General features: G+C 66.1%; 23 protein-coding genes. 11 read left to right on the top strand and 12 right to left on the bottom strand.

The window, feature by feature from the left end; translation table 11 throughout:
- Nucleotides 1-119: 119 nt before the first annotated feature.
- Nucleotides 120-2,555: a DUF2235 domain-containing protein gene (locus QX135_RS09245; protein WP_316234050.1), complete on the top strand. Its 2,436-nt coding sequence runs from the start codon at nucleotides 120-122 to the stop codon at nucleotides 2,553-2,555.
- Nucleotides 2,556-2,567: 12 nt separating this feature from the next.
- Here the strand turns inward: QX135_RS09245 and purB are convergent, their stop codons facing one another.
- Nucleotides 2,568-3,878, bottom strand: coding sequence for an adenylosuccinate lyase (purB, locus tag QX135_RS09250; protein WP_316234051.1), 1,311 nt, complete (start codon nucleotides 3,876-3,878; stop codon nucleotides 2,568-2,570).
- A gap of 280 nt (nucleotides 3,879-4,158) precedes the next feature.
- On the opposite strand from purB, the gene QX135_RS09255 reads away from it, so the two are divergent.
- Together QX135_RS09255 and QX135_RS09260 are read left to right on the top strand one after the other, a co-directional pair.
- Nucleotides 4,159-4,332, top strand: coding sequence for a hypothetical protein (locus tag QX135_RS09255; RefSeq protein ID WP_315737391.1), 174 nt, complete (start codon nucleotides 4,159-4,161; stop codon nucleotides 4,330-4,332).
- Nucleotides 4,329-4,916 carry a TetR family transcriptional regulator gene (locus QX135_RS09260; protein WP_315737392.1) on the top strand — a complete coding sequence of 196 codons (588 nt, stop codon included), beginning with the start codon at nucleotides 4,329-4,331 and terminating at the stop codon, nucleotides 4,914-4,916. Before QX135_RS09255 ends, QX135_RS09260 begins: the two co-directional genes overlap by 4 nt.
- A 212-nt stretch (nucleotides 4,917-5,128) precedes the next feature.
- Here QX135_RS09260 and QX135_RS09265 read toward each other — a convergent pair whose 3' ends face one another.
- Together QX135_RS09265 and QX135_RS09270 are read right to left on the bottom strand one after the other, a co-directional pair.
- Complete coding sequence (locus tag QX135_RS09265) at nucleotides 5,129-5,776, bottom strand: response regulator transcription factor (protein WP_315771064.1); 648 nt, start codon at nucleotides 5,774-5,776, stop codon at nucleotides 5,129-5,131.
- Nucleotides 5,777-5,786: 10 nt separating this feature from the next.
- Nucleotides 5,787-7,145: a histidine kinase gene (locus QX135_RS09270; RefSeq protein ID WP_316162286.1), complete on the bottom strand. Its 1,359-nt coding sequence runs from the start codon at nucleotides 7,143-7,145 to the stop codon at nucleotides 5,787-5,789.
- Between the two features lie 194 nt (nucleotides 7,146-7,339).
- Here QX135_RS09270 and QX135_RS09275 point away from each other — a divergent pair, with 194 nt between their 5' ends.
- The 6 genes from QX135_RS09275 to QX135_RS09300 are packed head-to-tail and all read left to right on the top strand — an operon-like array spanning nucleotide 7,340 to nucleotide 11,883.
- Entirely contained in the window at nucleotides 7,340-8,119 is a 780-nt protein-coding gene (locus QX135_RS09275; RefSeq protein WP_316234052.1) for a MotA/TolQ/ExbB proton channel family protein, read from the top strand.
- Entirely contained in the window at nucleotides 8,116-8,787 is a 672-nt protein-coding gene (locus tag QX135_RS09280) for a hypothetical protein (RefSeq protein ID WP_315737396.1), read from the top strand. Before QX135_RS09275 ends, QX135_RS09280 begins: the two co-directional genes overlap by 4 nt.
- Complete coding sequence (locus QX135_RS09285) at nucleotides 8,784-9,392, top strand: hypothetical protein (RefSeq protein ID WP_315737397.1); 609 nt, start codon at nucleotides 8,784-8,786, stop codon at nucleotides 9,390-9,392. The genes QX135_RS09280 and QX135_RS09285 overlap by 4 nt, the downstream gene beginning before the upstream one ends.
- A 40-nt stretch (nucleotides 9,393-9,432) precedes the next feature.
- Nucleotides 9,433-9,660 carry a hypothetical protein gene (locus tag QX135_RS09290; protein WP_316162288.1) on the top strand — a complete coding sequence of 76 codons (228 nt, stop codon included), beginning with the start codon at nucleotides 9,433-9,435 and terminating at the stop codon, nucleotides 9,658-9,660.
- 21 nt (nucleotides 9,661-9,681) lie between these two features.
- Complete coding sequence (locus QX135_RS09295) at nucleotides 9,682-10,422, top strand: metallophosphoesterase family protein (RefSeq protein WP_315737398.1); 741 nt, start codon at nucleotides 9,682-9,684, stop codon at nucleotides 10,420-10,422.
- 3 nt (nucleotides 10,423-10,425) lie between these two features.
- On the top strand, nucleotides 10,426-11,883 hold the full coding sequence (locus QX135_RS09300; protein ID WP_316234053.1) for a bifunctional serine/threonine-protein kinase/universal stress protein: 1,458 nt from the start codon (nucleotides 10,426-10,428) through the stop codon (nucleotides 11,881-11,883).
- A gap of 50 nt (nucleotides 11,884-11,933) precedes the next feature.
- Here the strand turns inward: QX135_RS09300 and QX135_RS09305 are convergent, their stop codons facing one another.
- Genes QX135_RS09305 through rpe form a run of 3 tightly spaced genes read right to left on the bottom strand, consistent with a single transcriptional unit; the run spans nucleotide 11,934 to nucleotide 14,010 of the window.
- Nucleotides 11,934-12,764: a bifunctional allantoicase/(S)-ureidoglycine aminohydrolase gene (locus tag QX135_RS09305; protein WP_315779801.1), complete on the bottom strand. Its 831-nt coding sequence runs from the start codon at nucleotides 12,762-12,764 to the stop codon at nucleotides 11,934-11,936.
- A 43-nt stretch (nucleotides 12,765-12,807) separates the two neighbouring features.
- Nucleotides 12,808-13,293: an ureidoglycolate lyase gene (locus QX135_RS09310; protein WP_315779803.1), complete on the bottom strand. Its 486-nt coding sequence runs from the start codon at nucleotides 13,291-13,293 to the stop codon at nucleotides 12,808-12,810.
- Between the two features lie 15 nt (nucleotides 13,294-13,308).
- Nucleotides 13,309-14,010, bottom strand: a complete 702-nt coding sequence (gene rpe / locus QX135_RS09315) for a ribulose-phosphate 3-epimerase (RefSeq protein WP_315737402.1) — start codon at nucleotides 14,008-14,010, stop codon at nucleotides 13,309-13,311.
- A 226-nt stretch (nucleotides 14,011-14,236) separates the two neighbouring features.
- Here rpe and QX135_RS09320 point away from each other — a divergent pair, with 226 nt between their 5' ends.
- A complete protein-coding gene (locus QX135_RS09320; protein WP_316176580.1) occupies nucleotides 14,237-15,004 on the top strand; it encodes an EF-hand domain-containing protein in 768 nt (255 codons plus the stop codon).
- Between the two features lie 2 nt (nucleotides 15,005-15,006).
- Here the strand turns inward: QX135_RS09320 and QX135_RS09325 are convergent, their stop codons facing one another.
- Complete coding sequence (locus QX135_RS09325; protein WP_316176579.1) at nucleotides 15,007-16,005, bottom strand: P1 family peptidase; 999 nt, start codon at nucleotides 16,003-16,005, stop codon at nucleotides 15,007-15,009.
- Nucleotides 16,006-16,086: 81 nt separating this feature from the next.
- Nucleotides 16,087-18,861 carry a PAS domain S-box protein gene (locus QX135_RS09330; RefSeq protein ID WP_316176578.1) on the bottom strand — a complete coding sequence of 925 codons (2,775 nt, stop codon included), beginning with the start codon at nucleotides 18,859-18,861 and terminating at the stop codon, nucleotides 16,087-16,089.
- 236 nt (nucleotides 18,862-19,097) lie between these two features.
- On the opposite strand from QX135_RS09330, the gene QX135_RS09335 reads away from it, so the two are divergent.
- Nucleotides 19,098-19,499, top strand: a complete 402-nt coding sequence (locus QX135_RS09335) for a response regulator (RefSeq protein WP_315750016.1) — start codon at nucleotides 19,098-19,100, stop codon at nucleotides 19,497-19,499.
- Nucleotides 19,500-19,649: 150 nt separating this feature from the next.
- On the opposite strand, the gene QX135_RS09340 is transcribed toward QX135_RS09335, so the two are convergent.
- The 4 genes from QX135_RS09340 to livM form a co-directional block, all read right to left on the bottom strand.
- Complete coding sequence (locus tag QX135_RS09340) at nucleotides 19,650-20,768, bottom strand: branched-chain amino acid ABC transporter substrate-binding protein (protein WP_315737407.1); 1,119 nt, start codon at nucleotides 20,766-20,768, stop codon at nucleotides 19,650-19,652.
- A gap of 158 nt (nucleotides 20,769-20,926) precedes the next feature.
- Nucleotides 20,927-21,658, bottom strand: coding sequence for an ABC transporter ATP-binding protein (locus QX135_RS09345; protein ID WP_315737408.1), 732 nt, complete (start codon nucleotides 21,656-21,658; stop codon nucleotides 20,927-20,929).
- A complete protein-coding gene (locus tag QX135_RS09350; RefSeq protein ID WP_315737409.1) occupies nucleotides 21,655-22,488 on the bottom strand; it encodes an ABC transporter ATP-binding protein in 834 nt (277 codons plus the stop codon). The genes QX135_RS09345 and QX135_RS09350 overlap by 4 nt, the downstream gene beginning before the upstream one ends.
- Nucleotides 22,485-23,813: a high-affinity branched-chain amino acid ABC transporter permease LivM gene (livM, locus tag QX135_RS09355; RefSeq protein WP_316176577.1), complete on the bottom strand. Its 1,329-nt coding sequence runs from the start codon at nucleotides 23,811-23,813 to the stop codon at nucleotides 22,485-22,487. Before livM ends, QX135_RS09350 begins: the two co-directional genes overlap by 4 nt.
- Between the last annotated feature and the right edge of the window lie 12 nt (nucleotides 23,814-23,825).

The following is a 23,825-nucleotide window of genomic DNA, read 5'->3' on the forward strand; positions in this document are numbered from 1 at the left end:
GGATGACGGGCGGTGCTGAAAACTGAGCGGGTGTCCTGCAGGCTCGCGCAGGGATTGCGCCTTGATTTTCTTGCAATTGCGGACCAATCTCCCTGCCGGCATTCTGGTCGGGGGGCCTCGTGTCCAATCCTGTTGCAAAGAACATCGTGCTGTTGTCGGACGGGACCGGCAACAGCGCCAAGGCCGTGTTCAAGACCAATGTCTGGCGCCTGTTCCAGCTGCTGGACCTGCGCGATCCGCGCCGGCAAGTCGCCTTCTACGACGATGGCGTCGGAACGTCCTCCTTCAAGCTGTTCGCAGCCCTCGGCGGCATCTTCGGCTTCGGCCTGAAGCGGAATGCGATTGCGATCTACAGCTTCTGCTGTCGCAACTACAAGCCGGGCGACCGCATCTATTGCTTCGGCTTCAGCCGCGGCGCGTTCACGATCCGCATCGTGGCGGCGATGATCGCGGGTCAGGGCCTCGTCGCTTACAACAACAATGAGGCCGACCTCGCGCGCTTCGCTGCGGACGCCTATCGCCGCTATCGTCGCCGCTACAACACTGGACTTCTCAGATATCTCGGCAAGATCGGCCTGGACCTCCGTAAATGGCGCGATGGGGGGATCAAGCTGCTGCGCAGGCTGCAGGGCGTTGCGCCCGAGGCTCCGCCAGCAGTCGAGGTCGAGAGCGTGCATTTCGTCGGCATTTGGGACACCGTTGACGCCTACGGCGGGCCGATCGAGGAGATGACCCGCGCCATCGACTATTGGATCTGGCCGCTGTCGATGCCGGACCAGTTCATGAATTCCAAGATCCATCGCGCCTGCCACGCCCTCGCGATCGAGGAGGAGCGCGACGCTTTCCGCCCGGTGATCTGGGACGAGCGCTATGTGTGGGGACGGGACGATGCGGTCCCGGGCCGGAGTGACAAGAAGGACTGGCTGTTCGGCATCGATTACGATCCGCGCAGCGAAGCTGCGAAACTCGCCGACCCGCCGCCGCATCTGCGCACCGACCTGCCGCCACGTGACCGCGAGCGCATCAGCCAGGTGTGGTTTACAGGCGTGCATTCCGACATCGGCGGCGGCTATCCGCAGGATGGCCTTTCCTATGTGACGCTCGATTGGATGCTCGACCGCGCCCAGGCCTATGGTCTCGTCTATCTCGACGGGCGGCGCAGGCTGCTCTACGATCCCGAGATCGATCCGCTCGATACGCTGAACGACTCGCGCAAGGGGCTGGCTGCCTACTACCGCTACAAGCCGCGCAATCTGCGCGAGATCTATGACGCGCCGCCCTACAAGCTATCGCTCCGGTACGATGTTAGTCGCATCAAGTGGCTGCTTCATTCGCCGTTCAAGGCCCAGACCGGGCTTCTTGCTGAAGATCTGCATCCGAGCTTGCCGCAGCCACCGCTGCCGCCGGTGAAGCCGACCATCCACCGCACCGTGTTCGAACGCATTAGGTCGGGTCCCGATCACTATGCACCGGTGGTCGTACCCGCCGCTTACCGCGTCACGGATGAGACCGATACGCCGGTCGATGCGCTGCATCCGCTCGATCGCGGGCACGCGCGGACGCGGGTGCAGGACGATGTCTGGAATTGGGTCTGGCTGCGCCGCGTGGTCTATTTCGCCACCATGTTCGCGCTACTGTTCGTCGCGGCGATCCCATATTTCGTCATCTATTGGCCGCGCGTGCTTTATGAGCCCTTGCATGGGCTGGTCAATCCGCTGGTCAACGGAGCGGCAGCCTTCCTGCCAAAATTTCTCGACCCATGGTTCGTCGCGTTTCGGGATTCGCCGGGTTTGCTGGTGGTCGGTGCGGCCGCTGCGCTCGGCTTGACGGCGTGGGGCACCTCACTGCAGCGAACAATCCGCGACGCCGCACGCATCGCCTGGAACGATCCATCCCGGCACAAGCCGGTGACCGGCTGGCGCGCGACGGTTTATTCGCTGCGACGCCAGGGCTGGTACATCGCCGGTTTCTACGTCCTGAAATCGTGGATCTTCCCGACCGGCATCATGTTCTGGCTGTTCTGGTGGCTGGCGTTCGGCGCGGCCAACACGGCCGGTCTGTTCTGCAAGGCAACACTGAGGCCGACCGAGGTCAACGAGACAGAGATCGGGGCATGGCATAATGGAAGTATCCGGCCGTTGTTCGAGACGCGCCACCATTGCTATCCGACAGCGCTTAGCGTGGCGCAGGACGAGACGTATCAGATCACGCTCGATGTCGGAGAGGGATGGAGCGACGGCAGCATCCCTGCATCCCCGGCCGGCTTTGGTTACGGGACCTGGACGCAGCTACCGGGCCTGCCGTTCAAGCGGCTGATCTGGTCGAACTGGTTCGCGCCCATCGTGCGGGTGGGCAGCACGGGATTGGAGGAGCATCTTCCCACCTTCCGACCCGAAGCCCCCGGCAGTAGCCGCTGGACGGCCGAGTTCACCGCACGCAGCGATGGGGAGGTGTTCGTCTACGTCAACGACACCTCCATCCTGTTTCCTTGGTTGTTGTATCGATTCTATTTCAACAACAAGGGCAATGCGGCCGTCTCGCTGAAGAAGCTGTAACGGCGCGCGCCGTCACTCGGCGCTGCCGAACACGCGCCGGAAGATCGTGTCGACGTGCTTGAGGTGGTAGCCGAGGTCGAATTGCTCGTCGATCTCGGCGTCGGTGAGATACTTCTTCACCTCGGCGTCCGCCTTGAGCAGGGTGCGGAAGTCGCCTTCGCCGCGCCATACCGGCATCGCGTTGCGCTGGACCAGCTTGTAGGAGTCCTCGCGGCTCGCCCCCTTCTGGGTCAGCGCGATCAGCACGCGCTGCGAGTGCACGAGGCCGCCGAGGCGGTCGAGGTTCTTTTCCATGTTGGCGGGATAGACCAGCAGCTTCTCGACCAGGCCGGCGAGGCGCACCAGCGCGAAGTCGAGCGTCACGGTGGCGTCGGGGCCGATCATGCGTTCGACCGAGGAGTGCGAGATGTCACGCTCGTGCCAGAGCACGACGTTCTCCATCGCCGGCGTCACATAGGCGCGCACCATGCGGGCGAGGCCGGTGAGGTTTTCCGACAGCACCGGGTTGCGCTTGTGCGGCATCGCGGAGGAGCCCTTCTGTCCCTCCGAGAAGAATTCCTCGGCTTCCAGCACCTCGGTGCGCTGCAGGTGGCGGACTTCGGTCGCAAAGCGTTCGACCGAGGAGGCGATCACGCCGAGGGTGGCAAAGAACATCGCGTGGCGGTCACGCGGAATCACCTGGGTGGAGATCGGCTCGGGCGACAGGCCCATCGCCTTGGCGACGTGCTCCTCCACCCGCGGATCGATCTGGGCGAAGGTGCCGACGGCGCCGGAAATCGCGCAGGTCGCGACCTCCTTCCGAGCGGCGACCAGGCGCTCACGCGCGCGGGAGAATTCCGCATAGGCATAAGCGAGCTTGAGGCCGAACGTCACCGGCTCGGCATGGATGCCGTGCGAGCGGCCGATGGTCGGCGTCATCTTGTGCTCGAAGGCGCGCGTCTTCAGCGCCGCCAGCACGCGGTCGAGATCGGCGAGCAGCAGGTCGGCGGCGCGGGTGAGCTGGACGTTGAGGCAGGTGTCGAGCACGTCCGATGACGTCATGCCCTGGTGCACGAAGCGCGCCTCGGGGCCGACGATCTCGGCGAGATGGGTCAGGAAGGCGATGACGTCGTGCTTGGTCTCGCGCTCGATCTCGTCGATGCGGGCGACGTCGAAGGTGGCGTCCTTGGCCTTGGCCCAGATCGTCTTGGCCGCGTCCTTCGGGATCACGCTGAGCTGCGCCAGCGCGTCCGCCGCATGCGCCTCGATCTCGAACCAGATCTTGAACCGGGTCTGCGGCTCCCAGATCGAGGCCATTTCGGGACGGGTATAGCGGGGGATCATCGACGGCGCTCCGAGGCGGGAGGGAAGGTGGGCGGGACCGGGCGTCCACGCCAGCATTTTACGCCGCGCTTTACCAGAGCGGCCGGATCGACACAAACGGCGGTCTTTCCGCTCGGCCGGTGCGATCGAGGTGGATTATGATACCGTTCAAAAAAATCGCGCTGACAGATATTGAAATCTGTCAGCGCGATGGTGTATGTCTCTGCCGCTGTCATGCTGAAGATCAACTTGCACTGTCTGACCATGGGTTCAGCGGTTTCAACTGCGAAGGACCGCTTCGATGAAGATTGAAAAGCGATTGTTGCACTCACAATTTCAGGACTGGCTGAATCACCAGGTCGCGCGTCACCTGGAGACCCAGGCAGCCAAATTCCGCGCGCCGTCGTCCGCCGATCGGGCCGAGACGATCCAGATCAAGGCGCATACGTCCGACACCGATATGGTGCACGCATGAATGAGGCCGTGGTTCTGACATCCGAGCGCATCCTCGAAGTCACCGAGGACGTGTTGCGCCGTTACGGGCTCGCCAAAGCGACGGTCGTCGACGTCGCGAGAGCGCTCGATGTCAGCCACGGCTCCGTTTATCGTCACTTCCCCAGCAAGGCGTCGCTGCGCGAGGCGGTTGCCAGGCGCTGGCTCGAGCGGGTCAGCGCGCCGCTGGCGCAGATCGCGGCCGAGCCGGGACCCGCGCCGGCGAAACTGGAGCGCTGGCTGCGCGAGCTGTTCGGCGCCAAGCAGAAGCGGGTCTGTGAAGATCCGGAGATGTTCGCGACCTATCTCACCCTGGCGCGCGAGGCGTGCTCGGTGGTCAAGGCGCACAAGCAGCACCTGATCGCCCAGGTCGAGGGCATGATCGCGGAGGGGGTCGCGCAGGGGACGTTCCACGTCACTGATCCCAAGACCGCGGCCGCGGCGATCTTCGACGCGACGAGAAGTTTTCACCATCCCGCCCATGCCGACGAGTGGGGCGAGTGCACCTGTCAGGCCCGGGTCGATGCCGTGCTGACCCTGCTGCTCCGTGGACTTCAGGCGCGCTAGGCGCGCCTAGCCCGCATGAGCGCAGCGACATGCGGGTTCACACAGCTCGTAGGTGGGCAAAGGCGCGTTGCACGACATCGGCTTGGGCCGAGATCGCGCGCGCCGTGCCCACCGTCGATCAGCGAACTCATCAGTTTGATGGTGGGCACGGCGCCACTGCTGGCTCGCATGCGGCGACAGCACGGCAGCGCCTTTGCCCACCCTACGGCAGCCTACAGATTCGTCAGCCCGCTGGTCACCGCCAGACGCACCAGCTGCGCATCCGTCTGCAATCCCGTCTTGGCCTTCACCAGATAATGATAGTTCTGCACCGTCTTGACGCTGAGGTGCAGGTTGGCGGCGATCTGCTCGGTGGTCAGGCCCGACGCGAACTGGCGCAGGATTTCGATCTCACGCTCGCCGAGCCGGTCGAGCACGGTCTGCTGCGGATCAAGACTGTCAGCGGCCAGCACGTGGGCGACGTCGTCGCTGAGCGCGCGCTCGCCGTTGATGACCATGCGGATGGCGCGGACCAGCGCCGACGGCTCGCTGCTCTTGGTGACGAAGCCGCTCGCGCCGGCGGCGAACGCCGCCTTCACCAGCGGCGCCTCGCCATGCATCGAGAACACGAGGATGCAGGCGCGGTTGTCGCGGGCGCGGATGTTGCGGATCGCCTCCAGCCCGCTGGCGCCCTTCATTGAGATGTCGAGCACGACCACGTCGGGCGCATGCGCCTTGAACGCGGCATAGGCCGCCGCGGCGCTGTCGGCCTCTGCGATGACTCGAAACCCGTCCTGGCTCTCCAGCACGCGGCGATAGCCTTGCCGGACCACCGGGTGGTCGTCGACCAGCAGGATCGAAATGCCTGTGCGCTCGGGCATCCCGGTTGTCTCAGGCGGCCAGTGGAATTGTCGCGGAGACGCTGAGCCCGCGCGCGGCCGGTCCGATCGACAGCGAGCCGCCGACCGCGGCGATGCGCTCGCGGATTCCGGTCAGGCCGAAGCCGCTCGATTGCGCCAGCAGGGTCGCATCGCCGCCGCCGTCGTCCTCGACCGAGATCACGAGCGCACTGTCTGGACCCTGACGGCGCTCGACCCGCAACGACACCTCGCTCGCACTGGTGTGGCGCAGGGCGTTGGTCAGGCACTCCTGCGCCATGCGATAGGCGGTGACCGCGACCGGGCCCTGGATGTCGGCGAGGTCGCCGTGGAGGTCGAGCCGGATCGCGGGCCGCGCGGCATGCTGATAGTTCTCGGTCAGCGCGATCAGGCCTGCGGCGAGGCCGAGCTCCTCGGTGAGCGGACGGCGCAGCCGGCTCAAGGTGCCGCGCAGGCACGCCATCAGATGGCTGACGGACTGCGTAATCATCCGTGCATCCTGGGCGACCTGATCGTTGCGGCCGCTGCCGGCGCTCTCGATCGTCGAGGCAAAGGCGAGGATCGCCGTGAGGTTCTGCCCGAACTCGTCGTGCAGCTCGCGCGCCAGCGCCCGCCGCTCCTCGTCGCGGATGTCGAGCAGGCGCTCGGTCAGCGCGGCGCGCTGCTCGTTGGCCTGCGCCAGCCGGTCGCCGAGCTCGCCGACGGCGCGGCCGATCATGGCGAGCTCCATCGAGCGGAAGCGCGGCAGCGCGGGGCGGTGGTCGCCCTCGGCCATCCGCTGCAGCGCCTGGACGATGCTGCGCGCCGGCGCCAGCGCATGCGCGATCGCCAGCGAGGCCAGCACGCCGATCGCGATCGCCATCGCCAGCGCCACACCAAAGCTGTCCTGGATGCGCAGCCAGGCGAGCTGGATCGCCGCATCGGGATCGGCGATCGCCGAGACGGTTCCCGCTGTCGTGGCGCGCGCGCTGATCGGCTGCGCGACCGCGGCGTGATCGCCGAGGATGGCTTCCACGGCGCCTGAGAACCAGCGCGGCGGCGCGGCGCCGAGGCCCTTGCTCTGGCCGCACAGCGGCTTCTCGAACGCTGCCTCGGGCTTGAGCTGGACGCAGATGCCGGGCGCGATCAGCTTCATGGTCTCGGTCGTGCGCCAGTCGGGCAGCGGCAGCAGCCGCTCCCGCGACCGGTTGCTGCGCAGCAGCAGCTCACGCCAATACAACGCCTCCAGCGCCTGGGAGACCCGGTCGGCCGATGCCGCGGTGGCGCGGTCGACGCTGCGATAGGCGTCGACGGTGACCCATACGGCCGCGGCGGCCAGACACAGCAGCACGATCAGCGCGAGGCGCGCAATGAGCTGGAGCACGAGACGCATGCGATCCTCTCCACGGCTTTTGCCGCAGCGTAACAATGGGATGGTGCTCCGCCAAGCAAATGCACTGCAGCAAGCGACAGGTTGGGAAATTTTCCCGAGAGCCTCGAGGCAGATGTCTTTGGACGCTGTTCCGCCGCTCTGCTTAACTCCTCTGCGAAGCGCCGAACGAAACGGCGCGCATCGGGAGTTCATGCATGAGCGTGGTCAGCAGTGCCGAACGAGTGGAACCTGCGCGCGACGCAGCCGAGCGCGGGCCGCTGCTGCTCTGGATGATCTTCACCGGCCTCACGATATTCGCCGCCGTGGTGCTCGCCCGCTACGGCTATTTCCACCTGATGGTCGCCTCCGACCGCACCTACATCTCCAGCGTCATCGCCGTGCTCTACGTCGCCACGTGCTGCCATTGCTTCTGGCGCACCAGAGCGATCGCGCGCGAGGCGGATGCAGCGCGGCGCTGCCGCGCCGTGCTGATCGGACCCGACGCGGCGCGCTCGCTCGAACCTGATGCACAACTGCTCCCCAAGGGGCTCGTCACCAACCACATCCGCAGCCTCGTCACCAAGGCGCAAACGCAAGGAGCAGGGCGGCTCGACCAGACGCTGCTACTGCGCACCTTGGCCGACCGCCTGCGCGGCTCCAACGGCTTCGGTGGCTTCGCCTCCGACACGCTGATGAAGCTCGGCCTGCTCGGCACCATCATCGGCTTCATCATCATGCTGGCGCCGATCGCCGGCCTCGACGTCAACGATAAGCTCGCGATGAAATCGTCGATGGGGCTGATGAGCGACGGCATGGCGATTGCCATGTACACGACGCTCGCCGGGCTCGTCGGCTCGATTCTGGTGCGCATCCAGTACTACATGCTCGATGCGGCGACGGGACGGATGTTCTCGGACGCCGTCATGCTGACGGAGACGCGGGTGACGCCGCGGCTCGAGCGCGCGATGGATCTCGCGCCGGAGCAGGTCGCATGATGGACGATTTCGGACTCTATCCGCGCGAGGAGCAGTTCGACCCGTTCAGCGTGATGCTGTTCAAGGCGCTGCAGATCGTCGCGTTCTTCTTCTTCATCGCGGTGCTCGCGATCTCGCCGGACGCCAAGGACGGCAAGGTCGACAGCAAGGCTGAATTCCTGATCACGATGGACTGGCCCGACAACCATCCGGATGATCTCGACCTGTTCGTGCAGGATCCCGTCGGCAACATTGCCTGGTATCGGCATCGCGAGGCCGGCTTCCTCACGCTCGACCGCGACGACCGCGGCGGCGCCAACGATTTCATCCTGGTCAACGGTCTGAAGATCCCGTCGCCGATCCGCGAGGAGATCGTCACCGTCAGAGGCATCGTCGCCGGCGAATACACGGTCAACATCTCGCATTTCCAGAACGTCAGCGGCGCGCCGGTCGAGGCCACGGTGAAGGTGCAGAAGCTCAACCCGACCGCGCAGGTGATCTTCGACGACAAGGTCGTGCTCGACCATTCCGGCGACGAGAAGACGGCGCTGCGCTTCAAGCTCAATGCCGAGGGCAAGGTGATCGACGTGCAGCGCCGGCCGAAATCGCTCTTGGAGACGTTCCGCAGCAATTGGCGCAACGGCGCCGATATCGATCCCAAGACCGGCGTCAGGATGCTCAGGCCATGACGAGCAATCTGCAGACCGTCATCGTCACCCTGTCCGTGTGCTACGCGCTGATCGGCGCGCTGCTGCTGCTGGTGCTGGTCTATGCCCGGCTGCCGTGGCAGGCCAAGGCGGTCGCCGTGGTCATCACCAGCGCGTTCTATGTCGGCAGCTTCGTCGGCGCCCGCGGCCTGCTCGGCTGGGCCAGCGTCGACCGGCTGCCGAGGAGCTTCAAGGTGCTGCAGGTGCGGATCGTCGATCCGCACTCCGTCGAGGGCGATCCCGGCACGGTCTATCTATGGGTCGAGGCGCTCGACGACGACAACCGTCCGAGCGGCGTGCCGCGCGCCTATCGTATCCCCTACAGCGACACACTTGCCGACAAGGCCCAGCACGCCGCCGACCAGATCGCGGCCGGCCATCCGCAGGGCGGCCGCGCCGCCGATTTCGGCACCGGCGACGGCGGGGTCATCGATGCCGCGCGCGAATACATTCTGCCGAAGACGATCATCGAGACCGCCGGCGGTGATCCCTCCACCGGCGAGTTCAAGGCCGCCAAGACCGCCGGCGACGGCGTCTCGTTCACACCACTGCTGCCGCCGCGCATGCCGCCGAAGGACGAGCAGTAGGCGGCTGCAGCCGTATCCTCCGCGTGAAGCGAGCGCGCGAATGATGGCGGGCATCGAGACGTTCCTGGCACGGCGCCTCGAGCTCAAGGTCAACAAGGCCAAGAGTGCGGTCGCCAGACCGAACCACCGCAACGTCCTGGGCTTCAGCTTTACCCAGGGAAGGAAAGCCGCACCGGCGCATCGCAGGGGACCTGCAACGCTGACATTCCGCATCTCTCCGCCTATCTTGTTTGATGTTCCTCAAGTCTCGTGCGACCACGGCCGCTAGCTTGACAACCGGAGGAAACGGGTGCTGCTGGCGATTTTGACCGACATCCATGCCAATCGGCAGGCCTTTGCAGCCTGCCTCGAGGCGGCGCGTGCGCGTGGCGCGGACCGCCTCATCTGTCTCGGCGACATCGTCGGCTATGGCGCCGATCCGGAATGGTCGGTCGACACCGTCATGGAGATCGTCGCCGGTGGCGGGCTGGCGGTGCGCGGCAATCATGACAATGCGGTCTCGGTCGCGAGTGAGACCATGAATGCCGAGGCGCAGGCGGCGATGGAGTGGACGCGCGGGCGGCTCAGCGCCGAGCAGCGCCGCTTTCTCGCCGAGCTGCCGATGAGCATCGGTGACGACGACCGGCTGTTCGTGCATGCGGAGGCCTCGAGCCCGCCGCGCTGGCGCTATGTGCAGTCGTCGGCCGACGCGGCCCGCAGCATGATCGCGACCGAGGCGCAGGTGACGTTCTGTGGCCACATCCATCGTCCCGCGCTGTATTCGATGTCCGCGACCGCGAAGATGACGAGCTTCACCCCGACCGCCAACATGCCCATTCAGCTGTTGCGCGGCCGGCAATGGCTGGCCGTGGTCGGCTCGGTCGGCCAGCCGCGCGACGGTGATCCTGCCGCGTCGTTCGTGACCTTCGACACCAAGACCCGCGAGCTGACCTATTGCCGTGTGCCCTATGACGTCGAGGCTGCGGCGCAGCGCATTCGCGACAACGGCCTGCCGCCCTGGCTGGCGCAGCGGCTCTCGATGGGGCGATAGAACATGCCGAGGTCAAAGCTTCAGCCGGGCGTCGTGATCGACGGCTTCACGGTCGGCGAATGCGTGCATTCCGGCGGCATGGCGACGTTGTGGAGCGTCACCCGTCCGGATATCGACCGGCCGATCCTGATGAAGGTGCCGCGCGTCTCCGAGGGCGAGGACCCCGCGGCGATCGTCAGCTTCGAGATGGAGCAGATGATCCTGCCAAGACTGTCGGGACCGCACGTGCCGGCCTGTTTCGGCACCGGCGATTTCGCCACCCAGGCCTATGTGGTGATCGAGCAAATTCCGGGCGAGACGCTGTACAAGCGGCTGCCCGAGCTGCCACTGGCTTACGAGGAGACGCGGGTGCTGGTCGCGAAGATCGCGACGGCGCTCGCCGACATTCACCGGCAGCACGTGATCCATCACGACATCAAGCCATCGAGCATCATGTTCCGGCCGTCAGGGGAGGCGGTGTTGATCGACTACGGCCTGTCCTGCCATAGGCACCTGCCGGATCTCTTGCAGGAGGAATTCCGCCTGCCTTACGGCACCGCGCCCTACATGGCGCCCGAGCGCATGATGGGGACGCGCAGCGATCCGCGCAGCGACATTTTTTCACTCGGCGTGCTGCTCTATTTCTTCACCACCGGCGTGCGGCCGTTCGGCGAGAGCGAGACCCTGCGCGGCATGCGCCGGCGTCTCTGGCGCGATCCCTATCCGCCGCGACAATTGAAGCCGGACTATCCACCGTGGCTGCAGGAGATCGTGCTGCGCTGTCTCGAGATCGAGTCGGTGTGGCGCTACCCGACCGCGGCGCAACTCGCCTTCGATCTCGGCCATCCCGACCAGGTCAAGCTCACGGCGCGTTCGGCGAAGGTGACGCGCGATCCGATCACCACGGTGTGGCGCCGCCGCTTCAACCGCGGCCTGGTGCAGCCGGAACAGAAATCATCCGACGTCGCGGTGCAGATCGCCTCCAGCCCGATCGTGGCGGTCGCGATCGACACCGTGGAAGGCGGCGAGGAGCTCAACGGCGCGCTGCGGCTTACGGCGCAGCGCATCCTCGCCACCTTGCCCGCGGCGCGGCTCGCCTGCGTCAACGTGCTGAAGCTCGGGCGCCTCACCATCGACCGCACCCTGGACGAGGAGGGCAACAACAAGCACATCGACCGCATGGTCGCGCTGAAGCACTGGGCGACGCCGCTCAAGCTCGACACGAGCCGGCTGACGGTGCACGTGCTGGAGGCCGTCGATCCGGCCGCCGCCATCATCGAGTTCGCCGAGGCCAACCAGGTCGACCACATCATCATCGGCGCCCGCCGCGATTCCGTACTGCGCTCACTGCTCGGCAGCGTCTCGGCGAAGGTCGCCGCGGAGGCGGGCTGCACCGTCACGGTGGTGCGCACACGCCACGTGGTGCGCGAGGCGGATGAGGAGGATGACGACGCGCCGGCGAAGGTCGTGTCGGGGACGTGAGACGTTAGAGTTGAGATTGAAGTCCGGGTCCGATTGCGCGACCGCGCCTCTCACCTGAACGGTCGCAGCTTCATGTGCCGGTTGGCGTCCTTGTAGAGCAGATAGCGGAAGCGGCCGGGGCCGCCGGCGTAGCAGGCCTGCGGGCAGAAGGCGCGCAGCCACATGAAGTCGCCGGCCTCGACCTCGACCCAGTCGCGGTTGAGCTTGTAGACCGCCTTGCCCTCGAGCACATAGAGGCCGTGCTCCATCACATGCGTCTCCAGGAACGGGATCACGGCGCCGGGCTCGAAGGTGACGATGTTGACGTGCATGTCGTGGCGGACGTCGAGCGGATCGACGAAGCGCGTGGTGGCCCAGCGGCCCTGCGTCTCCGGCATCGCGGCAGGGGCGATCGTCGCCTCGTTGGTGACGAAAGCCTCGGGCACGGGGATGCCGGGAACGGCCTCATAGGCCTTGCGGATCCAGTGGAAGGTCGCGGGCGCCGGGCTGTCGTTGCGCAGCGTCCATTTGCAGGCCGGCGGCAGGAAGGCGTAGCCGCCATGGCCCAGGGGATGCTCTTTGCCGGCGATGGTGAGCAGGATCTCGCCGCCGACCACGAACAGCACGCCCTCGGCGTCGGGATCGGGCTCGGGCTGGGAGCTGCCGCCGCCGGGCGAGACCTCGACGATGTATTGCGAGAACGTCTCCGAGAAGCCCGACAGGGGGCGCGCGATCACCCAGGTCCGCGTCTTGTCCCAGAACGGCAGCGCCGAGGTGACGATGTCGCGCATCACGCCCTTGGGAATGACCGCGTAGGCTTCAGTGAACACGGCGCGCCCGGTGAGCAGGTCGGTCTGCGGCGGGTGGCCGCCCTGCGGCACGAAGTAGTTCGGCTTGTCCATCGTCGTCTCTCCTGCGCACGGATCAGCCTGCGCGCGCCACCATTCAGGGGATGCTTAGAAACAGCGGCTGCTCGAGCCACAGCTCCTCGAGATTGTCGGGGCTGATGCGGTCGATCACCACGAAGCGCGAGCCCTCATCGAACACCAGCAGCGGATGGTGCCAGACGTTGCGGGCGTAATTGACGCCCTGGCGTCCGCTGGCCGTGAAGGCATGGTAGCTCGCGGGATCACGCGGGTCGTCGCAGACCAGCACCAGCCAGGGCCGGTCCTGCAGCGGCATGAACAGCTGGCTGCCGAGCGGATGCCGCTCCATCAGCTTGATCTCGATCGGCTGCGGCCGCGGCTTGGCCTCGAACAGGCTGATGTTCACGTCTGCGCCGCCCGACGTCACGTCGATCGCGGCGAGGCCGTTGCAGCGGCGGGCGAAGCCCTGGTTGATCTCGATGGGTTGGGCGCCGTCGGTCTCGACGACGTCGCCGAAATCAGCAAAGGCCGCCTTGGTCAGCGGCTGCGGCGTGAGCGTGTGCATCCCGCCCCGCGTGCCTCAGATCGCTTCGCCGCGCGCCGACGCGGCGGCGCTGCGGATCGCGGAGATGTTGCTGCGGTAGGCCTCCGTCGTGCCGCCCTTGAATACGGCGGAGCCGGCGACGAAGGCGTTGGCGCCGGCCGCGGCCAGCGCGCCGGCATTGTCGCGGCCGACGCCGCCATCGACCTCGATATCGATCGGCCGGCCCGCGGTCATCGCGCGCAGATCCTGGATCTTGCCGATCGCCGAGGGAATGAAGGCTTGGCCGCCGAAGCCGGGATTGACCGACATGATCAGCACGAGGTCGACGAGGTCGAGCACGTATTCGATCACGCTGAGCGGGGTCGAGGGGTTGAGCGAGACGCCGGCCTTCTTGCCGAGCGCGCGGATCGCCTGCAGCGAGCGATGCAAGTGCGGACCGGCCTCCGCATGCACCGTGATGTGGTCGCAGCCAGCCTTGGCGAAGGCTTCGAGATAGGGATCGCACGGCGTGATCATCAGATGCGCGTCGAAGATCTTGGTCGTATGCGGGCGCAGCGCCTTGATCACGTCGGGGCCGTAGGAAATGTTCGGCACGAAGTGGCCGTCCATCACGTCGAGATGGATCCAGTCGGCGCCGGCGGCATCGACGGCGCGCACCTCCTCGCCGAGCTTGGAGAAATCCGACGCCAGGATCGACGGCGCAATGACGAGCGGGCGCGGCGTGAAGGACTGTGTCATGGGCGGCTGTTCCAGTGCGATCGGGATTGTCGCCGTATCATGCGGGCGCGGTTGCGGCAACGCGAGCGGGAAAAATCTGCCGAGCGCGGCATGAACTGCCGGGTTTGGGCATCCGCAACATCGCGAAATATCCGGACATATCAGCGGTTTGGCGCTGGCACGGGGATTGCCACGGAGAGATCCGACGTTGTTTCGCCGCGCATTGCGGCCACCTCGGAGTTTCGCCATGTGGTTTGCATTGGGGGCCGCCTCATCGGCCCTGGAAGCCCTGCAGTCGCTTGGGTCGACGAAGTCCGGTTCCGGCAAATCGGGCAATGCCGGCGGCGGCGTGTTCAGTCTGAACGGCGGCAGCTCGAGCAGCTCCGGCAATTTCAGCCCGTGGTCGAGCTCCGGCAGCAGCAGTTCGGGGCAGATCGCGCCGGAGACGATGAACGCGCTGCTCGCAGCGCAGAGCCAGTCCGGCACATCGGGTGCGAACGCCTCGACCAGCCCGCTGCAGGACCTGTTCTCGCAGATCGACGGCGACGGTGACGGCAAGATCACAAAGTCCGAATTCGAGACCGCGCTCGGCGCCGGCGGCACCAACCTCGCCAATGCCGACAAGGTGTTCGGCAAGCTCGACAGCAACAGCGACGGCAATGTCAGCATGGACGAACTGATATCGGCGCTGCAGGGCGCGCGCGGCCGCCGTGGTCATCATCATCGTGCTGGAGCCGGGGAGGCTGGCAGCTCCGGCAATTCGTCAGGGGCAGGGGCGGACGCGCTGATGCAGGCAATGTCAGGCGCGTCGAGCTCCTCGTCGACCAACAGCGACGGCTCGACGACGACCACCATCACCTATGCCGACGGCTCCAAGGTGACGCTGACGACGCCGACGGCTACCACCGCGTCGAACGCCGCCACGTCGTCCTACAATCTGATCGAGAAGCTGATCCAGCGGCAGTCGAAGATGCTGTCGGCCTCGACGTCCTCCACGACCGCGGTGAGCGCCTAGGCTCAGCCGCCGAAGCGGCCTTGCCAGGACGGCAGCGCGCCGGCGAACGGCAGCGGTCTCGCGTGATAGACGCCGCGTGCGATCGCGCGGGCCAGCACATTGGCCGCGACCATGCCGAGCTCGCTCAGCTCGACCAGCGGCTCGATCGGCTTGGCGCAAGTCGCCGCCGCGAACACGATGTCGCCGTCGAGCGGCAGATGCACCGGATAGATCGCGCGCGCCATGCCGGTCTGCGCCATCATCGCGAGCCGCTTGGCCTGCGCCTTGGTCAAGACGGCGTCGGTCACGACGAGGCTGATGGTCGTGTTCTCGGAGGCTGACGCCGCCGGGCCGCCCTTGATGCGCATCGCCAGCATGTCCGGCGTGAACGCGGCCGGCAGGCCGCGGCCGCCGAACTCGCCGTCGACCTCGTACGGCGCCGCCCAGAACCACGGGCCGTCGCCGACCGTGACGCTGCCGACGGCATTGACCACCGCGATGGCAGCGACCTTGATCCCGCCTGTCGTCGTCGCCGCCGCCGAGCCGAGCCCGCCCTGCAGGTTGGCCGTGGTGGCGCCGAGCCCGGCACCGACGCTGCCGAGCGCGAAGCTGGTATCGGCGGCCGCTGCGGCCGCATAGCCGAGCTCGCGATAGGGCGCGTAGCGGCCCCAGGCCTTGTTGCCACCGTTCAAGAGGTCGAACACGATCGCGCCGGGGACGATCGGGATCAGCGCGTCGCGCACGGCAAAGCCGCGGCCCTGTTCCGCCAGCCAGGCCTGGATGCCGCTCGCGGCCTCCAGCCCGAACGCCGAGCCGCCGGACAGGGCGATGCCGTCGACCCGCTCCACCGTATTCGCAGGATCGAGCAGCGCATCCTCGCGCACGCCGGGTCCGCCGCCCCGGATGTCGATCGCGGCCACCGCCGGCTGATCGAACAGGATCGCGGTCACGCCGGACGCGAGCGCTGCGTCCTGGGCATGGCCCACGCGTACGCCCGCGATGTCGGTGAGGAGGTTTTGCACGGTCGCCCTCGCGGCAGGTGATGATGCTGGATGGATAGCGCGGCTGGCGCGAGGGCTCAATGCAACACCCGGGCTACGGCCTCACGCCTCCAGCGCAATGCGGATCATGCGGGCCAGTTCCGGCTTGCGGTAAGGCTTGGGCAGCAGCAGCACGCCGGCGTCGAGTCGGCCGTGGTGCACGATCGCGTTCTCGGTGTAGCCCGAGGTGAACAACGTCCGCAGCGCCGGCCGCCGCACCCGTGCGGCGTCGGCGAGCTGGCGGCCGTTCATGGCGCCGGGCATGATGACGTCGGTGAACAGCAGGTCGATCTCTGGATGGCGCTCCAGCACGTCGAGCGCCTCGACGGCATTGGCTGCAGCCAGCGTGGTGTAGCCGAGGCTGCCGACCTGGGCGATCACGTGCTGGCGTACCAGCAGATCATCCTCCACGACCAGGATCGTCTCATTGCCGCCGCGCGCGTCCGGCGCCTGCAAGCCCGCGCTGGTCGCCGGAGCGGACGCCGAGCGCGGCAGATACAGCTTGATCGAGGTGCCGTGGCCGACCTCGCTGTAGATCTGGATGTGGCCGCCCGACTGCTTGACGAAGCCGAATACCATGCTGAGGCCGAGCCCCGTGCCCTTGCCGGTGCCCTTGGTCGAGAAGAACGGATCGAACACCTTCTCGAGATAGGCCGGCGGAATGCCACAGCCGGTGTCGCTGACGGCGATCATCACGTAGTCACCGACGATGACCTCGCTATGGGCGTCGGAATAGTCTTGGTCGAGCGTGACGTTCGCGGTCTCCAGCATGAGCTTGCCGCCTTGCGGCATTGCATCACGCGCATTGAGCGCGAGATTGATGACCGCGGTGGCGAGCTGGTTCGGATCGGCGAGCGCGGTGCAGGGATCGGCGCCGAGGATGCGCTCGATCTCGATCTGCGCGCCGAGCGTCGGCCGCAGCAAGGCTGCGGTCTCGTTCAACAGCGCATTGATGTCGAGATCGGTCGGCTGCAGCGGCTGCTTGCGGGCGAAGGCTAGCAACTGTCGCGTGAGCTGCGCGCCGCGGTCGGCGGAGTCGTCGATCAGCTTGGCGACGGAGGCGAGCTCCGGCCGGTCGGACACGGCGTCGGCAAGAATGCCGATGCTGCCGGTGATGACGGTGAGGATGTTGTTGAAGTCGTGGGCGACGCCGCCGGTGAGCTGCCCGACCGCCTCCATCTTCTGCGCCTGGCGGAATTGCGCCTCGGCGGCGCGCTTCTCGGTGAGGTCGCGGCCGACGAAGAAGTGGCGCTGCACCGGGTCCGACCAGCTCGCCATCCAGTTCAGGACGACGCCGCGGCCTTCCTTGTGCAACAGCTGCGCCTCGAAATTGTGGACGTCGCGGCCGCGGCGGCAGGCGCGCATCTGGCTACGGACCGCCTCGAGCTCGGGCGGATAGACGAAGTCGCTGGCATTGCGGCCGACCATCTCCTCCGGCCGGTAGCCGAGCACGTCCACCGCGCTCGGGCTGACCTGCATCAATTGTCCGTAGGAGTTGGCAACCAGGATCAGGTCCTGCGAGGTCTCGAAGATGCGGCGGCGCTCCTCGGTCTCACGGGTCAGGGCGGTTCGGGTGCGCTTGCTCTCGGTGATGTCGCGCGCCACCTTCGAGGCGCCGATGACCACACCATGCGCGTCGAGGATCGGCGACACGCCGAGCGATACTTCGATCTCGCGGCCGTCCTTGTGGCGGCGGATCGTCTCGTGATGCTCGATCTTCTCGCCGCCGCCGATCCGGCTCAGGATGCGATCGACCTCGCTGCGCCGTTCGGCGGGCACGATCAGGCCGATGTCGTTGCCAAGCGCCTCGTCTGCGCCGTATCCGAACAGGTGTTCGGCGGCGCGATTCCAGGACGTGATCTTGCCTTGCAGGGTCAGCGTGATGATGGCGTCGTTGGAGGATTCCACGACGGCGCTGAACAGCCGCTCGCGCGCGATGAAGCGTGCCCGCTCGCTTTCGCTCTGCCGGCGCTGCTGCTGCAGCAGCCGCGTGAGCCTCGCCTGCAGGCTGACATTGTCGGCGAGCAGGACGCCGAGTACGAAGCTCGCGGCCAGCAAGCCATAGATGCGGCCCGCGTAGTAGCCGAGGTCGAACCGGGCGGCGTTGAGCAACGAGGAGAGCGAGAGGTCGAACAGCCAGGCGCACAGCACCACCATGACCCAGAGGTCGAGAATGCTGTGCGGCCTGCGCAACGCCAGGACGAGCAGGGCAGCCGATGTCACGCACCAGATGGCGCCGACCACGACTTTCAAAGCCGGCGTGGCAGCGTCATCGCGGACGAGCGCGGGCAGCGCCGCGTCATGGGCGATCACCGCCCAGGTGAGCGCCGCAAGTGCAATCGCCACGCCGAGCACGGCGACCGATAGCGACAGCGCAACCGACCCAACGGGCGTCGGACGGCGACGGTCGTCCAGCGCATAGGCCAGAACGAACAGGGGGAACGCGCCGTGCCAGATCATGTAGATCCAGACTGCGGTCTGCGGACCTGCATCGAGCAGGCCGGTCTGAGAATACAGGCCTGGGAACACCAGCGTGTGCAGTAGCGAGGCCGGCGCGGTGAACAGGTAACCCGAGGCCAACCACAGCAGCGGTCGCGAACGCAGCAGCACGAACTGCGAGAACAGCAGGAACGCGGTGATGAGATCGTTCAGCGCCAGCGCCGACTGGTAGCTCGCGACGAACGCAGGCACCGCCGGCAACTCCACCTTGGCAAAGGGAGCGGCGGCGGCAAACAGCAAGGTCGAGATCGCAACCGCAGCGAGTGCTGCGATCTGGTCTCGGCGCGTCGCGGTGGACGTCGACAGCAGGACTTCGCGGTGATCCTCGATGCTCTGCATCTCCGGGAATCCTGCGCAACGGGAGCCAACATGCAAAAACAAGGAGTCGGTGACTGGCGCGCGAAAAGTTTCTATTTTCTAATAAAGGTTGTATGGTACCAGATCGCGACGTTCTGTAGAATGAGTCGATAGTTAAAGTAACTGCACCTTTACCCCAATGGGATAAATATACCGGTAGTTGTGTTCGATTTCCTTCTAGGTTGTAGGTTGTCCAACGGAAAATTCTGGAGAAGTTGATGCCACGGATTCTGGTGGTCGACGATCAGAAGGATGTGCGCGCCATGATCTGTATGGTGCTGCGCGTCAATCAGTTCGACGTGGTCGAAGCGGGAACTGCTGCGTCCGGACTGCAGTTGTTCCGCGACCAGGCGTTCGATGCCGTCATCGTCGACATCTATCTCGATGATTCCAACGGGCTCGATCTGGTCAGCAGTATGCGCGCGCTGGTTCCCGACGTGCCGGTGGTCGCAGTCTCCGGCATGACCGCCTTCGATGGCGCGTCGATGTCGGACGAACTGACCCGTGTCGTTTACCTGCAGAAACCGTTCCGCCCGGCCGAACTGATGCGTGCCGTCGAAACGGCCCGTGCGGCGGTGGCGGCGAAGGGAGCCCCATCGCTTTCGGCCTGTGCCGGCTGAGCCGGCCTGTTACTTACTCTCCGTACGACGTGGCTCCCCACTGTCCTGCAGGCGCTTCAACGAAGAACCAAGCTCTCAGCAGAACGCCCCGGTCCAGGACCGGGGCGTTTGCATTTTGCTGATGATGATCGAAGCGGATCAGGAGTTTTGTCAGGAGCCCTTGCCGCCGAGCTCGGCGTAGCCGCCCTTGGCGTCCCACTTGTAGACGACGTAGTCGATCTGCTTGATGTCGCCCTTGGCGTCGAAGCCGAGCTTGCCGAGAACGGTGTCCCACTCGCCGGCCTTGATGGTGTCCATCACCTTCTTGGCGTCAGTGGTGTTGGCCTTCTTCACCGCCTGCGACCAGACCTGGATCGCGGCGTAGGTGTAGAGCGTGTAGCCCTCGGGATCGATGTTCTTGGCCTTGAACTTGTCCACGATCGCCTTCGCGGTCGGCTTGTTGCGCGGCTCGGGGCCGAAGGTGAACAGCGTGCCTTCCGCGGCCGGGCCGGTGATCGAGGCGAACTCCTTATCGTTCATCGCGTCGCCCGCCATCAGGATGGTCTTGAGACCCTGGTCGCGCATCTGGCGCAGGATGAGGCCGGCTTCCTGATGATAGCCGCCGACATAGACGAGATCGATGTTGTCACGCTTCAGGCGGGAGACGATCGCGTTGAAGTCCTTGTCGCCCTTGTTGTAGGACTCGAACATCTTCTCGGTGACGCCGGCCTTGTTGAGCGCCTTCTTGGTCTCGTCGGCGAGACCCTTGCCGTAGGTGGTCTTGTCGTTGAGGATCGCGATGTTCTTGCCCTTGAAGTTCTTCGCGATGTAGTTGGCGGCGACGAGACCCTGCTGGTCGTCGCGGCCGCAGACGCGCGCCACGTTCCACAGCTTGCGCTCGGTGAACAGCGGGTTGGTCGAGGCCGGCGTGATCTGCAGGACGTTGCTGTCGGCATAGGCCTCGGAGGCCGGGATCGACGACGATGAGCAGAAATGGCCAGCGACGAACGGAATGCCGGAGCCGGCGAGCTTTTCGGCAACCGAACGCGCCTGCTTCGGATCGCAGGCATCGTCACCCACCTGCAGTGCGAGCTTTTTGCCGAGCACGCCGCCGGCAGCATTGAGGTCGGCTACCGCCATCTCGGCGCCGTTCTGCATTTGGCGGCCGAAGGCCGATTCACTGCCGGTCATGGGGCCGGCCACGGCGATGTTGATGTCTTCGGCGAAAGCAGCGGTCGAGAGCGCCAGCGATGCGCCCAGAGCCAAGCCGATGAGTTTGAGTGGTTTCATGAGAAATCCTCGCGGGGGGTAGGTCGACACGGAACGGCCCGAACGGCGGGCCGCAGACCGCGCGCATTGTGGCTGATTTTCCGGCGAAGTCACCGGCAATTTTCGACGACACCTACGAAGGACTAATGTCATTTCGGCCGGATTTTGAGGGCTCCGCCTCAGTGGCGGCCGCCCTCCAGATAGGCAGCGCGGATCTCCGGCCGCTGCAGCAGCTCGGTGCCGGTGCCCGACAGCGTAATCAGGCCGTTGACCAGCACGTAGCCGCGATGGGCGAGCTTCAGCGCGTGATTGGCGTTCTGCTCGACGATCAGCACGGTCAGACCGTCTTGGCGGTTGAGTGTCCGAATGGCGTCGAAAATCTGGCGCGCGATCAGCGGTGCCAGGCCGAGCGAGGGTTCGTCCAGCAGCAGCAGACGCGGCCGGCTCATCAGCGCGCGCCCGATCGCCAGCATCTGCTGCTCGCCGCCGGACAGCGTGCCGCCGCGCTGGTCGATGCGCTCCTTCAGGCGCGGGAACAGCGCGAACACGCGCTCCAGCATGCTGGCCCGTTCCGCGTCGGTCGTCTCGCCGGCGTCGGCGCCCATCTGCAGGTTTTCCGCGACGCTCATGCGCGGAAAGATGCGGCGTCCCTCCGGCGACTGCGCGATGCGCAGCTGCGCGATCTGATGCGTCGGCACCTGTGTGATGTCGTTGCCGTCGTAGACGATGTTGCCGGAGCTCGCGCGCGGCCGCCCGAAGATCGACATCATCAGGGTCGACTTGCCGGCGCCGTTGGCGCCGATCAGCGCGACGATCTCGCCGGGCTTGATGTCGAGATCGACGCCCTTGAGCGCTTCGATCTTGCCGTAGGAGGCACGCAGGCTGCGGATTGCGAGGAGGGACGCGCTCACGCCTCGGCCTCCATCACGGCTGCGGCCTCTTCCTCGTCGGTGCCGAGATAGGCCGCGATGACCTTGGGATCATCCCTGATCTCGCGCGGCGTGCCTTCCGCGATCTTGACGCCGTAGTCCATCACGACGATCCGGTCGGAGATTTCCATCACGACGCTCATGTCGTGCTCGATCAGCAGGATCGACGTGGCGTGATCGGCTCGGATCGACAGCAGCAGCTCGCTGAGGGCCGCACTCTCGCGCGCGTTGAGGCCGGCGGCCGGTTCGTCGAGGCAGAGCAGGGCCGGCGAGGTGCACATCGCGCGCGCGATCTCCAGCCGGCGCTGGTCGCCATAGGCGAGATTGCCGGCCGCGTCGTCGGCGCGGTCGATCAGCCCGACGCGCTTCAGCCAGAACACGGCCGCATCGATCGCGTTCCGCTCGGCCGCGCGCCACGAGGGCACGCCGAGCAGCCCGAGCACCGTCATGCCGGACGCGCGCATCAGCGCGTTGTGCTGCGCGACCATCAGGTTCTCGAGCGCCGTCATGCCCGGAAACAGCCGGATGTTCTGGAACGTCCGCGCCACCTTGGCCTGCTTGGAGATGTTGAAGTCCTTCAGCTTCTGCATCTCGAACTGCGCACCGTCATCATGGGTCAGGCGGATGACGCCGGAGGTCGGCTTGTAGAAGCCGGTGATGCAGTTGAACACGGTGGTCTTGCCGGCGCCGTTGGGGCCGATCAGGGCCGTGATCTGCGTGCGTTGCGCGGTGAACGACAGCGCATTGACGGCGACGATGCCGCCGAAGCGCATGGTGAGGTTTTCAAGTGCGAGAATGGGAGCGGAGCTCATCCGTGGCCTTCCTTGACGAGGTCCGAAGAGATGCTCTTGGATTTTTCCAGGAATACGGTTGGCGCGCGATGGCCGACAATGCCGCGCGGCCGCCAGATCATCACGAGCACCATGGCGAGACCGAACACCAGCATGCGGTAGCCCTCGAGGCTTCTGAACAGCTCGAAGCCGCCGATCATGGCGAGCGCCGCCAGCGCCACGCCGAGCTGCGACCCCATGCCGCCGAGCACGACGATGGCGAGTACCAGCGCCGATTCCTGGAAGGTGAAGGATTCCGGGCTGATGAAGCCCTGGCGCGTGGCGAAGAAGGCGCCGGCGAAACCGCCGAACATCGCGCCGGTCGCAAATGCGGTCAGCTTGGTGGTGGTGATGTTGATGCCGAGCGCGCGGCAGGCGACCTCGTCCTCGCGCAGCGCTTCCCAGGCCCGGCCGATCGGCAGCCGGCGCAGCCGGATGGTGACCCAGTTGGTCAAGAGTGCCAGCGCCAGGATCAGATAGAACAGAAACACGATGCGATGCGTCGGCGAGAACGGGATGCCGAGCATCGATGCAAGGCCGCCTTCGCCCGGTGTGAGCGGAATGCCGAACAACGTCGGTCGCGGAATCCCGGAGACGCCGTTGGGACCGCCAGTCACGTCCTGCCAGTTGATGAGGACGAGGCGGATGATCTCGCCAAAGGCCAGGGTCACGATGGCGAGGTAGTCACCGCGCAGCCGCAGCACCGGAAAGCCGAGCAGCACGCCCCAGAATGCGGCGAGAATGCCGGCGAGCGGCAGGCAGACCCAGAACGACAGGCCGAAGGTGGTCGAGAGCAGGCCGTAGGAATAGGCGCCGACGGCGTAGAAGGCGACGTAGCCGAGGTCGAGCAGGCCAGCGAGACCGACCACGACGTTGAGGCCCCAGCCCAGCATGACGTAGGTGAGGACCAGGATGCCGAGGTCGAGAATATAGCGCTGATTGTAGAAGATCACCGGCACCAGGAAGGTGAAGATCAGCAGCGCCGGCGCGAGATAGCGGCCGGCTACCGACATGCCGCTCTGCACGGACGGCGGCACGAAGCTGCCGAGGCCGCCGCGCGGTCCGAGCCACAGCCGCAGCAGCTGGACCGCGATCGAGCCGACGAACACCGCCGCAACCAGGCTGGCGAGGTCGCCGAAGCGGGTCCAGTATACGAGCTGGCCGCTCTGGCCCGCTTCGGTGCGGACGCCGACCATCAGGGAGAACAGACCGAGAGCGACCAGCGCACTGAGAAAGGCCTTCTTGAGGATGAAGGCGGCTCCGACCGGTTCGGAGCCTTTCGACGAGGCGGGAAGGGACGCGCTCACGCGGACTCCATC

It is taken from the genome of Bradyrhizobium sp. SZCCHNR1098 (genome assembly GCF_032489375.1).
Lineage (GTDB): Bacteria > Pseudomonadota > Alphaproteobacteria > Rhizobiales > Xanthobacteraceae > Bradyrhizobium.

Bases quoted from the DNA above. Each gene is read 5' to 3' on its own strand.
- QX135_RS09270 (WP_316162286.1), bottom strand. From the start codon at position 7,145: ATGCGTCTCGTGCTCCAGCTCATTGCGCGCCTCGCGCTGATCGTGCTG.
- QX135_RS09265 (WP_315771064.1), bottom strand. From the start codon at position 5,776: ATGCCCGAGCGCACAGGCATTTCGATCCTGCTGGTCGACGACCACCCG.
- QX135_RS09340 (WP_315737407.1), bottom strand. From the start codon at position 20,768: ATGAAACCACTCAAACTCATCGGCTTGGCTCTGGGCGCATCGCTGGCG.
- QX135_RS09350 (WP_315737409.1), bottom strand. From the start codon at position 22,488: ATGAGCTCCGCTCCCATTCTCGCACTTGAAAACCTCACCATGCGCTTC.
- QX135_RS09260 (WP_315737392.1), top strand. From the start codon at position 4,329: ATGAATGAGGCCGTGGTTCTGACATCCGAGCGCATCCTCGAAGTCACC.
- QX135_RS09320 (WP_316176580.1), top strand. From the start codon at position 14,237: ATGTGGTTTGCATTGGGGGCCGCCTCATCGGCCCTGGAAGCCCTGCAG.
- QX135_RS09290 (WP_316162288.1), top strand. From the start codon at position 9,433: ATGATGGCGGGCATCGAGACGTTCCTGGCACGGCGCCTCGAGCTCAAG.
- purB (WP_316234051.1), bottom strand. From the start codon at position 3,878: ATGATCCCCCGCTATACCCGTCCCGAAATGGCCTCGATCTGGGAGCCG.
- rpe (WP_315737402.1), bottom strand. From the start codon at position 14,010: ATGACACAGTCCTTCACGCCGCGCCCGCTCGTCATTGCGCCGTCGATC.
- QX135_RS09280 (WP_315737396.1), top strand. From the start codon at position 8,116: ATGATGGACGATTTCGGACTCTATCCGCGCGAGGAGCAGTTCGACCCG.
- QX135_RS09300 (WP_316234053.1), top strand. From the start codon at position 10,426: ATGCCGAGGTCAAAGCTTCAGCCGGGCGTCGTGATCGACGGCTTCACG.
- QX135_RS09285 (WP_315737397.1), top strand. From the start codon at position 8,784: ATGACGAGCAATCTGCAGACCGTCATCGTCACCCTGTCCGTGTGCTAC.
- QX135_RS09305 (WP_315779801.1), bottom strand. From the start codon at position 12,764: ATGGACAAGCCGAACTACTTCGTGCCGCAGGGCGGCCACCCGCCGCAG.
- QX135_RS09335 (WP_315750016.1), top strand. From the start codon at position 19,098: ATGCCACGGATTCTGGTGGTCGACGATCAGAAGGATGTGCGCGCCATG.
- QX135_RS09275 (WP_316234052.1), top strand. From the start codon at position 7,340: ATGAGCGTGGTCAGCAGTGCCGAACGAGTGGAACCTGCGCGCGACGCA.
- QX135_RS09310 (WP_315779803.1), bottom strand. From the start codon at position 13,293: ATGCACACGCTCACGCCGCAGCCGCTGACCAAGGCGGCCTTTGCTGAT.
- QX135_RS09330 (WP_316176578.1), bottom strand. From the start codon at position 18,861: ATGCAGAGCATCGAGGATCACCGCGAAGTCCTGCTGTCGACGTCCACC.
- QX135_RS09255 (WP_315737391.1), top strand. From the start codon at position 4,159: ATGAAGATTGAAAAGCGATTGTTGCACTCACAATTTCAGGACTGGCTG.